The sequence below is a fragment of the Lysinibacillus sp. NPDC093712 genome, assembly GCF_050280025.1.
Classification (GTDB): Bacteria; Bacillota; Bacilli; order Bacillales_A; family Planococcaceae; genus Lysinibacillus.
In genome coordinates, this window is the sequence record NZ_JBNNUU010000001.1 from 81,070 (window position 1) to 93,375 (window position 12,306).

At 37.5% G+C, this 12,306-nt stretch carries 10 protein-coding genes and 1 riboswitch; of the genes, 7 read left to right on the forward strand and 3 right to left on the reverse strand.

What is annotated here, in order from left to right; genetic code table 11:
- Window positions 1-26 precede the first annotated feature (26 nt).
- From ACQKNX_RS00430 to ACQKNX_RS00455, 6 genes are all read left to right on the forward strand, one after another.
- Complete coding sequence (locus ACQKNX_RS00430; protein WP_024361488.1) at window positions 27-743, forward strand: response regulator transcription factor; 717 nt, start codon at window positions 27-29, stop codon at window positions 741-743.
- Window positions 736-2,511, forward strand: coding sequence for an ATP-binding protein (locus ACQKNX_RS00435; RefSeq protein WP_427427068.1), 1,776 nt, complete (start codon window positions 736-738; stop codon window positions 2,509-2,511). The genes ACQKNX_RS00430 and ACQKNX_RS00435 overlap by 8 nt, the downstream gene beginning before the upstream one ends.
- 216 nt (window positions 2,512-2,727) lie before the next feature.
- Window positions 2,728-3,261, forward strand: coding sequence for an RNA polymerase sigma factor SigX (gene sigX, locus ACQKNX_RS00440; RefSeq protein WP_427427069.1), 534 nt, complete (start codon window positions 2,728-2,730; stop codon window positions 3,259-3,261).
- A complete protein-coding gene (locus ACQKNX_RS00445; RefSeq protein WP_427427070.1) occupies window positions 3,258-4,556 on the forward strand; it encodes an RNA polymerase subunit sigma in 1,299 nt (432 codons plus the stop codon). The genes sigX and ACQKNX_RS00445 overlap by 4 nt, the downstream gene beginning before the upstream one ends.
- A gap of 296 nt (window positions 4,557-4,852) precedes the next feature.
- Window positions 4,853-5,049, forward strand: a riboswitch (FMN riboswitch).
- 226 nt (window positions 5,050-5,275) lie between these two features.
- Window positions 5,276-5,863, forward strand: a complete 588-nt coding sequence (locus ACQKNX_RS00450) for an ECF transporter S component (protein ID WP_427427071.1) — start codon at window positions 5,276-5,278, stop codon at window positions 5,861-5,863.
- A 147-nt stretch (window positions 5,864-6,010) separates the two neighbouring features.
- Entirely contained in the window at window positions 6,011-7,357 is a 1,347-nt protein-coding gene (locus tag ACQKNX_RS00455; protein ID WP_427427072.1) for a sodium-dependent transporter, read from the forward strand.
- 174 nt (window positions 7,358-7,531) lie between these two features.
- Here ACQKNX_RS00455 and ACQKNX_RS00460 read toward each other — a convergent pair whose 3' ends face one another.
- From ACQKNX_RS00460 to ACQKNX_RS00470, 3 genes are read right to left on the reverse strand one after another with little or no spacing between them, the layout of a single operon-like run.
- The gene (locus tag ACQKNX_RS00460; RefSeq protein WP_427427073.1) at window positions 7,532-7,918 is read right to left on the reverse strand and encodes an STAS domain-containing protein; all 387 of its coding nucleotides are present in this window, start codon (window positions 7,916-7,918) and stop codon (window positions 7,532-7,534) included.
- Between the two features lie 33 nt (window positions 7,919-7,951).
- On the reverse strand, window positions 7,952-9,646 hold the full coding sequence (locus ACQKNX_RS00465; protein ID WP_427427074.1) for a methyl-accepting chemotaxis protein: 1,695 nt from the start codon (window positions 9,644-9,646) through the stop codon (window positions 7,952-7,954).
- Window positions 9,647-9,675: 29 nt separating this feature from the next.
- A complete protein-coding gene (locus tag ACQKNX_RS00470; RefSeq protein WP_427427075.1) occupies window positions 9,676-10,098 on the reverse strand; it encodes an ATP-binding protein in 423 nt (140 codons plus the stop codon).
- A gap of 785 nt (window positions 10,099-10,883) precedes the next feature.
- Between ACQKNX_RS00470 and glnA the strand changes: the two genes are divergently transcribed.
- Window positions 10,884-12,218: a type I glutamate--ammonia ligase gene (gene glnA, locus ACQKNX_RS00475; protein ID WP_427427076.1), complete on the forward strand. Its 1,335-nt coding sequence runs from the start codon at window positions 10,884-10,886 to the stop codon at window positions 12,216-12,218.
- Window positions 12,219-12,306 lie beyond the last annotated feature (88 nt).

Consider the following 12,306-nt stretch of genomic DNA (forward strand, 5'->3'; position numbering starts at 1 on the left):
AAGTTTGGAAGAGAGGGATCGTGAAAGTGTCAGAGAATATTTCAGTATTAGTAGTAGACGATGAGGATCGTATTCGCCGCTTATTAAAAATGTATTTGGAGCGCGAAGGGTACCAAGTCGACGAAGCAGAGAATGGTGAAGAAGCGATCGAGAAATCTTTAGAAAAAGAGTATCACTGTATTTTATTAGATATTATGATGCCTGAAAAAGATGGGCTAGAAGTTTGTGCAGAAATTAGAGAACGTGCTGCAACTCCAATTATTTTATTAACTGCAAAAGGTGAGGAAGCAAACCGTGTACAAGGCTTCGAGCTTGGGGCAGATGATTATATTGTAAAACCATTTAGTCCACGTGAAGTAGTGCTACGTGTAAAAGCTATTTTACGTCGATCACAAGCATTTTCACCTACAACAAATGCATCTTCATCAAAAGATTTAGTGGTATTCCAACACTTGATGATTGATCATGATGCACACCGTGTAACTGCAGAGGGAATCGAAGTCAATTTAACACCGAAAGAGTATGAATTATTGTATTTCCTTGCAAAATCTCCAGACAAAGTATTTGACCGTGAACAATTACTAAAAGAGGTTTGGCATTACGATTTCTTTGGGGATCTACGTACAGTAGATACACATGTTAAGCGATTACGTGAGAAGCTCAATCGTGTATCAGAAAACGCTGCAAAAATGATTGTCACTGTTTGGGGCGTTGGCTACAAATTTGAGGTTGTCAATGAATAGAATATGGAACAGTGTTGTCGGGAAGCTATGGGTAACCATATTGCTTCTCGTTTCATTTGTATTATTTGTTTTCACGGTTTTAATGCTCGAATTCCTTCAAAACTATCATATGCAGCAAGCCGAGATTTCTTTGCGTCAAACGGCTGCAACAATAGCGAGTATAGTGGATGACAATGAAACAGCAGAATCGACTTCGCAACTATTAACAGATATTTTACCTGATGGTACAAATGCGCTTATCGCTATTAATCATCTAGAAGTAACATTTGCGATGCAAGAAGGCGTTAACAAAAAAGAAATCCAAGGCGCAATTTTAGCGAATAAAGCATTCCATGAAGTTTTCAAATCAGATGATCCTATCATTAAGGAAATGATGATGCCATCCTCGACTGATAAAGAAAAAATGGAATCATATGTCGTGTTAGGTTTCCCACTAAATGTGGAAAATGAAGTGCATGGAGCTGTATTTATTTACCAAAGTCCAGATGCGTTACATAAAACGTCTAAAGAGACTACGAAAATTGTCTTTTTAGCGGCATTCATTGCCTTTGTGTTAACGACATTCTTTGCATTTTTCCTTTCATCACGTATTACTTCTCCTCTACGAAAAATGCGCGAGCTAGCATTTGAAATTGCAAAAGGTAATTTCGAGGCAAAAATGCCGACAACGCAAAACGATGAAATTGGACAGCTTGCGGTTGCATTCAATCAAATGGGGCGCCAGTTAAAGCACAATTTAGAGGTAATCAATCAAGAAAATGAGCAATTATCCAATATTTTAACTTCTATGACTGATGCTGTTATCACGTTTAATCGGGATCGTACTATTTTACTCAGCAACCCACCTGCGGAACGCTTAATGCAAAAATGGTTTGTTAATAAAGGCTCGCAAAGTGCCAAGCCTATTCCACCTGAGCTATATCATATGCTTGATCATGTATTAATGTTTGAAGATAAGCTGGAAGAAGAAATTGAGATGGATGGAAATTATTACACATTTACGATTAGCCCGCTCTATAGTGGGGAATTGATACGAGGAGCTGTTGCTGTTATCCGTGATATGACAGAACAGCATCGTCTAGAAAAGCTTCGCTCAGACTTTATTGCCAATGTATCACACGAACTACGGACACCTATTTCAATGCTTCAGGGCTACTCAGAAGCGCTAATGGATGATGATTTTATACAAGATCAAGAAGAGCGCAATGAGATTACTAAAATTATTTATGATGAATCAAAGCGTATGGGACGTTTAGTTACAGATTTATTGGATTTAGCACGGATGGAATCTGGACATATGACATTATACAAAGATGAAGTACCGATTAATGCGACTTTTGAGCGCATTACGCAAAAATTTGCGCAAGTAGCAAAAGAAAAGCATATTCAGCTCCTATTTAATAGTGAGTTTGAGGAAGATGCGGTAATAAGCATGGATGAGGATCGTATTGAACAAGTGTTAACGAACTTAGTTGATAATGCACTGCGTCATACAGATGAAGGTTCTGTCATTGTGAAAGTAGAGAAAGAACCGACATTTGCTAAAATCTCTGTTCAGGATACGGGACATGGTATTCCACAAGAAGATTTACCGTATGTTTTTGAGCGGTTTTACAAGGCTGATAAAGCGCGTACGCGTTCTAAAGGGGGAACGGGTTTAGGGCTTGCTATTGCTCGAAACATTGTAAAGGCACATTCTGGAAATATTATGGTCGATAGTGTATTAAAAGAAGGAACAACCTTTACTTTCTATCTACCCTTCGACTAACTTTGTCCGTTAGAAATCCATTGATTTGAAAAGTTATTAATAAAGGATACTGGTGGCTAGCATGTTAGCGGACTTAATGCCAATGTCTGTAAGCTGATTGTATGTAGTTTTAGTGCAGGGATTGGCACATAGCGAAATTTTGAGCAAATCATTAATTAAGATGTAACTTGTGCGAGCGTTAGACGACAAATACTATGAGAACGGGGGTGGAGTGCTTTGAATGACTCCTTGTTCCATCGATTATACGATTCATACCATCAAGACGTGTTCCAGTTTCTAATTTATCTAGTAAAAAATCGTACACTTGCTGAGGATCTATCACATGAGGTGTACGTTCGTGTTCTGCGATCGTATGAACAATTCGCAGGAAATAGCAGTGAAAAAACATGGCTTTTTGCTATTGCTAAAAATGTCGCAATAGATCATTTTAGAAAGCAGGCAGTGCGGAAAAAACATTCGCTCGATTTTTTTGACTGGGAAACGGAACAACTACATTCAACCACACCATCACCGGAAGATATGCTACAGGCCAGTGATGAATTAATGCAAATAGAGTCTGCACTCGAAAATTGTACAGGGGATCAAAAAATGGTGATTATTATGCGCTTTTTCCAAGATTTATCGATTGCTGAAACAGCGCAAATACTTGATTGGACAGAAGCAAAGGTTAAGACGACGCAACATCGAGCCATTAAGTTTTTAAGGCAACAGCTACAACAGGTTAGGGAACAGGAGGCGAAAAGGCAATGACTCATAAACAATTTGACGACGATGAACAACTAGAACAAATGTTGAAGAATGCCCCGAAGCTGACTGATGACCGTTCGAAAGAAGAAGTGTTGAAACGATTGCTTGCAGATGCACGTTTGCAAGATAATATACATCTTCAAGAAGCAATGCAACAACCAACAGAGTCAAAAGTGCTTGAAGAGCAAGAGCAGTCTATTGCAGCTCACGAGAATGAAAATATCAAGCCAATGCAACAGCGTAAAAAGAGTAAGTTACCTATTTTTAGTAGTATTGCAGCTGTTTTTGTTCTATCAATAGCAGGATACGTGTTTTTAACAAATAATAATCCAGTTAAGGATGAGGCAAACGCCCCTGCTGAAAATTATTCTTCGATGCAAGAGGATCGTGCTATACAAGAAAATGAAAATGCAGATGGTGTGATGAAAGCGAATATCGGTGCCGAACATGCACGCATGCTATCACTTCGGACATCAGTTTACGAAGACGATTTAGCAGATGCAGTAGTATTTAGAATCGGCTTACCAGGTGGCAATGCTGATAGCATACCAATGACCTATGTAATCCCGAACGAAAAATTAACGGCTGATTTTGGAAAGAAAAAGCCGACAACTCTACAAATGTATGAAAAATACGCACCACAAATTGATGAGGAAGCACTTGGTTTTGCTAATTATCATCCATACAAAGGCGAGTTGAAAGAAGAGGGTGAGACGCTAGTTCACGTCTTACCTAAAAAAAATGATTACGATGTAGCTTCAGCTTCCGTAACAAAATATTTAAGCTCGTTAAAAGATACTTTTTCCGACTCTGAATATAAAGCGATTGCGTTAAAAAATGCAGATGGTACTCCTTATGAATTTTCGCAGGTTGGTGAGCCAAGTGAGCCTATGCAGTTAACGAAAGATAATCATTACAACTATTATTTATATAAAGAAGAAAATGGGACTGAATATTTATCGCCCGACTTCCACCAAACATATCCTACTGTTACAGAGGCACTTATCGCCATGCGTGATAAAAAAGATGATATTTATGTACCGGTCATCCCTGAAAATGTAACGTACACAGTGAAAGAAGAAGAGGGGGGTGTTGTCATCACCTTTGACGCACCGCTGGATTTGATGACAATGGAGGCTGTGCGGGCAACGCAATTAATCGAGGCCATGATGCTGACAGCTTCAAGCTTTGATAAAAAGCTGCGCTTAGATAACGTCGTACAGGATAGTTGGGAAGGCTTTGATTTAACAAATTTTTTGCCGATACCTGTAGGTGCAAATAAACAAACAATGCCGTAACAAAGGAAGACAGCTATCTTTTATGAGGTAGCTGTTTTTTTGTATGAGTTGTTTTGGCGTCAGAAAACTGGTGGGGGAAACGCGGAAATCGGGTGCAGAAGCGCGGAATCCGGCTGTTGAAACGCGGAATTCAGGCTCGAAAGCGCGGAATTCCAATGCTAAAACGCGGAATCCGTCGCACATGGCTTTTTTTAAGAAGCATTCATTAAAACATACAGATTTAATCGGAATTTTTTAAGCAGAAGTATTTACTTTTGTATGATAAAACATTATAGTTAATTTATAAAATAATATTGATTCATCTTCGGGGCAGGGTGAAAATCCCGACCGGCGGTAATAGAGTTGTAAATCGCTAGTGTTGTACAAAACTACATTAGCTCGCATGATTTACTACATGGCTCTTCAGCCCGCGACCTGTGCAAAGATTTTTTTGCATGGCTGACTTGGTGCGATTCCAAGGCCGACAGTATAGTCTGGATGGGAGAAGATGAAGGTACGATCGTCATTCGTTGTTACGAATTAAGCTATGTGCAAGCGTTTTTTCAGTGTGTCTATTGATTACACTGTTTGCGCAAAAAATAGCTAGTAATGGCGTTATTTTATCATGCCTTTTCTCCCTTATGCTGATGTGCATAAGGGTTTTTTCGTGAAAAAACAATCGATTACGTCGTAACCTTTCTTCTTGCAAGATTGAATCAGCAAAGAGGAGAGAGTTTTCAATGAAGAAAAATATCAAACTACAATCGTTTATTACGATTGGTATGCTAAGTAGTATTTCGTTTTTATTAATGCTTTTTAATTTCCCGATTCCGCCGTTCCCAGCATTTTTAGAAGTGGATTTCAGTGATATGCCTGCATTACTTGCAGCAATCACAATGGGGCCAGTGGCGGGTATTTTAGTAGAACTATTTAAAAATATCCTGGATTGGATTTTCTCGGGTACGCCTACAGGGGTTCCGGTTGGCCATATTGCAAACTTTGTGACAGGTATATTATTTATTTTACCAGTATCATTTGTTTTTAATCGTTTTAAAACAATGGCGGGTCTTGTTGGAGGTTTGGCGACAGGAACAGTTGTTATGGCAGTAGGAATGAGCTTTTTAAATTACGCAGTATTTTTACCGATGTACACTTATTTCTTAGGTATGGAGCCAGTAGTTGGCGATTCATTATATAAAATGATTATTGCAGGTATTTTGCCATTTAATATCGTAAAAGGTGTTCTATTAACAGCTATTATGGTGTTACTGTTCACAACGATGCGTAGATGGATTGAACAACAACGTACAATGTATTTATCAAAATAATAAATTAAGCCTCGAGTTTATTCTTACTCGGGGTTTTTTGTGTATAGATCTAATAGCATACTGGAATATTCAGGAATTGACTAGTCTAAATTACTATTTTAATGTACAATTAATGTGAGATTAGTTAGATTTGAGGAGATTGAAGAGATGAGTGAAAACAATGGACAATGGTCCAGTAAGTTAGGGTTTATTTTAGCATCGGCGGGTGCTGCGATTGGACTAGGGGCAATATGGAAGCTACCATATGTCACAGGGCAAAGTGGTGGCGGCGCATTTTTCCTTATATTTGTGGTGTTCACTTTGTTGATTGGCCTACCGATGTTATTATCCGAGTATATTTTAGGGCGTGGTACGCAATCAGAGGCGATCACAGCCTATAAAAAGGTTGTTCCAACGAAACCTGCTTGGGCTTGGGTTGGACGCATGGGTGTACTTGGCTGTTTTCTATTATTAACCTTTTACAGTGTTGTAGGGGGCTGGATATTTATTTATAGTGGCCTAGGTGTATCTGGGGCTGTTATTGATTCAACGGTTAATCCAAGTGAGTTATTTGGAAAAATTATTAGTACTCCGTGGATTACGTTACTAGGTTTAGCGTTATTTACACTGGCAAATGTACTTGTCATTTCGCTAGGTGTACAAAACGGCATTGAAAAAGCAAATAAGTGGATGATGCCATTATTATTTGTTATGTTTATCGTTCTTGTTATTCGTGCGTTAACATTAGATGGGGCGATGGAAGGTGTGAAATTCTTCTTATGGCCAGACTTTTCAAATATAACGGGTAAAGCGTTATTAGAGGCGTTAGGGCAGTCATTCTTTGGTTTGGCAGTAGGGTTTTCTTGTTTGGTTACATATAGTTCGTATTTGAAAAAGGATGTTAGTTTACCAAACTCAGCAGGCTCAGTAGTTATATTGACTGTGCTCGTGTCATTTTTAGCAGGACTAGCTATTTTCCCTGTAGTGTTTGCCTTTGATTTAGAGCCACAAGCTGGACCTGGCTTATTATTTATGGTGCTACCGACAGCATTTAGTCAAATGCCTTTTGGTGAAGTATTTTTAGCGCTGTTTTTATTACTGTTTTTATTTGCGACGTTAACGTCATCATTTAGTTTATATGAAATCATTGTTGCAGCATTTATGGAGAAGTGGCATATGTCACGTTCAGCCTTAACGATGTTACTAGGAGTTGTTGTCTTTATTGCTGCCATTCCATCGGCATTATCATCTAGTTTGTTAGCAGATGTATCCATTTTCGGGAAGTCGATTTTTGATGCTACTGATTATTTAGTGTCCAATTTAATGCTACCATTGGGCAACTTATTGATTGCGATCTTTATTGCCTATGTCGTAGATAAAAGCTTTGTGAAAAAGGAATTGCTCATGGGCAGCCAAATGGGGCAGGGGTTTTATAAGACTTATCGCGTGTTAATGTTAGTAGTCGTACCTATCGTTATTATCGTTGTTTTATTAAATATGCTTTTACAAAAATAATATTGAATGAAATTGTTTGAGTGCCTGGCACTCGCAGACACAATATAAGCCGCAACACTCGCTATCGCGCGATTGTTGCGGCTTCGTTTATACGTTCCCGCAGGAGTCTACGTGAATTTTTATTTTGTTAAAAAATTCAGAATTGTTTGGGTGCCTGGCACTTAATATTGGCACTTAATATTCACTGAGGGCAAGCTCACCTAACCAGCTTTTTTCTTTAATCATTTGCTGCGCTTGCAGTTCACTTTTTGCAATAGGAAATACTTTGTCACATTGTGAGATGGCGAACAGTTTACGAATAAAATCATCTGTCACAATAATGGCGATTTTCTTTTCGGCAATCGTAACTTTCTTTGCAAAATTAATAATCATACCAAAACCGGTACTATCAATATTCGTCACCTTTTGCATATCGATTACATAGCCATGTTTTGTGTCTACACTAATAGCGTGAAGCTCCTCTTTTAACTCATCGATTAACCCATATTCTAAATTACCTGTAAAGGCGATTGAAATATAATCAGTCTTTGAATCAAAATTTATCATGTTATTCTTCCTCATTTCAGTGCTCCTCCATGTCATTTAGTTAATAGATTAAAATTTAAATTTATTTACTTCGTTTTGTAGTTTAGTAGAAATTTCCGCTAACTCCTCTGATTTATGTGATATCTCAGCTACAGTTGCATGTTGTTCTTCAGAAGTAGCTGCCATTTCTTCGGAAGCTGCCGCAGAATCTTCTAGAATGCGTGAGATATCATGTATTGCCTGTTGAACACCTAATGAATTGTCATTGACATGCGTGAATGCAGATTTCATTTGTTTCACACCTCGTTCTGTTTCAACAACATGTTCAACGATTTCTTGTAAGGCATGTCCGCCTTTACTAATGATGTTCACCTGTTCTTCTACTGCAAGTAAATTACTTTCCATAGTTCGGACGGTCACAGCGGTTTCGGCTTGTATGTTGTTAATTAAATCTGTAATTTGACCAGAAGCTAAACTCGATTGCTCAGCAAGCTGACGAACTTCTGATGCGACTACAGCAAAGCCCTTTCCTTGATCTCCGGCTCGAGCGGCTTCGATGGCAGCGTTTAAAGCCAATAAATTTGTTTGCTCCGCAATACCCGTTATGACAGTTATAATTCCACCTATTTCTTCTGAGCGTTTACCTAGTTTTTGAATTGAATCGGTTGCATAAGAAACTGTATGTGTGACAGTGTTTAAATGTTTAATTGCTTCATTAATGGCATCTTCTCCTTTTCGAGCGATGTAGGTAGATTGAATCGCTCTATTTAAAGTTGCTTCTGCTTTTTCTAAACTATTGGTTACTTCCTCAATTGTTTTTTTCATCATCATAACAATGCGTTCAGCCTGGTCTGATTGAATGGTCGTACCATTTGAAATGTCGTTCATTGTTAACGCAATTTGGTTTGAGGCTTCACTAGTTTGGTGTGATGATTCGGCTAATGTCTGCGAGGATCTAGCTATTTGATTTGCGCTATTCGAGACAATGGTCATTGTTTCGGTTAAACGTTGCTTCATATTATTAAATGCTTGTGCTAAATTGGCGATTTCATCTTTTCCTTTAGGATTTACTATTTTTACGCTTAAATTTAAATTAGCAAGTTCATTAGCATTCAAACTTAATTGATTAATTGGTCCAATAATTTGACGCTGTAAAAACCAACTAATGCTGACAAACATCAAAATGGCTATTCCTAATGAAATGGCAACATTCTCAAGGACATATTTTGTAGCGATGTTAATATAAGGCGCAGATGGCGTGCCTGTCGACCACATGCCGATGATGTCGCCTTTGCTATTGAAAATCGGCTCTGTCGCAACTTGATACATACTACCTAATACATTTGTTGTACCAATAAAACGTTTTTTTTGCTCTAACACAGCAGTAGTAAGCTCTTTAGGGGCCTTCGTGTTCACTTGTCGTATACCATTTTCCACTATAGTTGTGTTAATGCGTGTATCGTGCTGAAAGATTGTCACGAAGTTACCGTCTGCTAGATTGCCAATCTCATCTACAATATCGAAATTGCCAGCAATTTTAACATTGCCTTTATACAATTCATTATTTTTGATGTCCCACTCTCCAGGGATTTTAACATCAAAATATTGATAACTTAATTGTAAATCCGATAAAAGTTTGGCATTTGCACTTTCTAAAAAATTCTTTTTAGCTTCAAAAAAATCAATTACAGCTATAAGAGTAATCATTAACAAAATACAGGTAAGAATAAGTAAATTCATTTTTTTACGGATTGTCCATTTCACAAAAAGTCCCTCCTAATTACAGATGTACTTTATCCATGAATTTTCTTGGAAACACCGACTAAAAATTTGGTACTTGAAAGATGTTTAAACCAAATAGAATCGACCATATTTTTGACAAAAAATAATCCTCGGCCTCGATCTGTATAATTATGTACATTAGGATCGAATTGCAAAGCCTTCTTTATATCATTTTCAGTAATGCCTTGTGCTTCATCGATGACAGTTAGCTTAATCTCCTCATCGTTATGTAAAATTTGAATTTGAATTTTGCCGTCGGGAGAGGGGGAATCGATTTTTTCCATCGCTTCAATAGCATTAATTACTAATTCGTGTAAAACAAATCTCAATTCTTTACTGAAAGGTATACTATAAATATTTGTATAGTTTTCCATCACATTATCAATAAAATGAACTGCTTGTCGATTTGCTTGAACTCGCAGTGTAAATTTCATTGCCAATCACCTATCTTGTACGTGAAATTACATTTATATTTTCGCTAGTGATGTAAGCAAAGTTAAATAGGTCATCGCTATTATATTGAGAAAGAATAGGAATGAAAACGCAGACAATTAATGTCATCTCTATAAAAATAGTTATGTGTGATAAAGGAATGAATATCGTTGACTAATACTGTTTTCACTCTATGGTTTTTGTCACCTATAGCAGTAAAAAACTTGTAAGTCTATGTATCTTCTGAATATATGGATACTTAATGTTGGTGACAATGTGTTATATAAGAATTTTTAAGGCGATGCTAAATCATTTGCCTGGAGTTTGCGAAGTTTGCTTCAATTGGTAGTTAGGACCATTTGAAAGGGAGTTTTGTTTTGTACTGGATGGAATCAAAGGACTTTTTCCACCGACGTCATTATTATAAAAGCTACTTTTGAATTATTCAATTACTTTAATAAGGATTGGTATATAGAATAGTAAAAATATCCTATTAGATACTATTGAATTTATATTTCGTTTATAATGTACCAGTAAAATATAAAAAACGCAAGACTAATGTTCTATAAATGAAATATTTTAGTAATCATTAAGTTTTATTTTAGTTGATGTCAATATATAGGTCCAACCTAATATATCTATACATCTAAAATAAAGATAAATTTATTCGAAAATACATATGTAAGAAAACATTACATGCCCATTGCGCATTTTTGTTGTTTTAGTGTACTTTAAAAGAAGTTATAAAAAAACACGTTAAGAAAAATGACAATTGGAGTGGTGAAGAATGAAACATCATACAAGAGATGATATTATCCGCATGGTGAAAGAAGAAAATGTGAAATTTATTCGCCTACAATTTACTGATATATTGGGCTCAATAAAAAATGTGGAAATACCAGTTAGTCAATTAGCGAAGGCATTAGATAATAAGGTCATGTTTGATGGTTCATCGATTGAAGGATTTGTCCGTATTGAGGAGTCTGATATGTACTTACGTCCTGACTTAGATACTTTCGTTATCTTTCCATGGACAGCGGAAAGAGGTAAGGTAGCGCGCTTTATCTGTGATATTGCACGACCAGATGGTACAGCGTTTGAAGGTGATCCACGTTCCAACCTTAAGCGGGTATTAAAGGAAATGGAAGAGTTAGGTTTTAGTTCGTTTAACCTTGGTCCAGAGCCAGAATTTTTCTTATTTAAACTAGATGATAAAGGGCATCCAACACTTGAATTAAATGATAGTGGCGGGTATTTCGATTTAGCGCCTACTGATTTAGGCGAGAACTGTCGACGTGATATTGTGCTTGAGTTAGAGGGCATGGGTTTTGAAATTGAAGCGTCGCATCACGAAGTTGCACCTGGTCAACATGAAATTGATTTTAAATACGCAAGTGCCATTGAAGCGTGCGATAATATCCAAACGTTCAAACTCGTCGTTAAGACAGTCGCAGCACAGCACGGTTTACATGCAACCTTTATGCCAAAACCGTTATTTGGCGTTAATGGCTCAGGGATGCATTTCAATCTTTCATTGTTTGAAGGTGATAAAAATGCCTTCTATGATGAACATGCAGAATTACAATTGAGCGAAACGGCTCGAAGCTTTATGGCAGGGGTCATGAAGCATGTTCACGGCTTTACAGCGGTGACAAACCCTTTAGTAAATTCTTATAAACGTTTAGTTCCAGGCTATGAGGCACCGTGCTATATAGCTTGGTCAGCTCAAAACCGCTCACCACTTATTCGCATCCCAGCAGCAAGAGGTCTTTCAACTCGTATTGAGTTACGTTCTGTTGACCCAGCGGCTAACCCATACTTAGCGATGGCTGTTATTTTAGCATCTGGACTTGATGGGATACGTAAAGGCTTAACACCACCAGATGCTGTAGATCGAAATATTTATAAAATGAACCGCGTAGATCGTGAATTAAATGGCATTGATAGTTTACCATCCTCTTTAGAATACGCACTAATCGAGCTAGAGATGGACCACATTGTACGTGACGCACTTGGCAATCATATTTTTGAGAAGTTCACAGAAGCGAAGGAAATTGAATGGAACAAATACCGCACACGCGTCCACAACTGGGAACGTGATGAATATTTGACGATGTACTAGAAAAGAAGTGTTGCGTGTTGCAAGTAAGAGTAAGAAGAAAGAGACAGTATTAATTTAAGGCTTTTTCTAGAGACTGTTACTTTTAAAA

Bases quoted from the DNA above. Each gene is read 5' to 3' on its own strand.
- ACQKNX_RS00435 (WP_427427068.1), top strand. From the start codon at position 736: ATGAATAGAATATGGAACAGTGTTGTCGGGAAGCTATGGGTAACCATA.
- ACQKNX_RS00445 (WP_427427070.1), top strand. From the start codon at position 3,258: ATGACTCATAAACAATTTGACGACGATGAACAACTAGAACAAATGTTG.
- ACQKNX_RS00450 (WP_427427071.1), top strand. From the start codon at position 5,276: ATGAAGAAAAATATCAAACTACAATCGTTTATTACGATTGGTATGCTA.
- ACQKNX_RS00455 (WP_427427072.1), top strand. From the start codon at position 6,011: ATGAGTGAAAACAATGGACAATGGTCCAGTAAGTTAGGGTTTATTTTA.
- ACQKNX_RS00460 (WP_427427073.1), bottom strand. From the start codon at position 7,918: ATGAGGAAGAATAACATGATAAATTTTGATTCAAAGACTGATTATATT.
- ACQKNX_RS00470 (WP_427427075.1), bottom strand. From the start codon at position 10,098: ATGAAATTTACACTGCGAGTTCAAGCAAATCGACAAGCAGTTCATTTT.
- glnA (WP_427427076.1), top strand. From the start codon at position 10,884: ATGAAACATCATACAAGAGATGATATTATCCGCATGGTGAAAGAAGAA.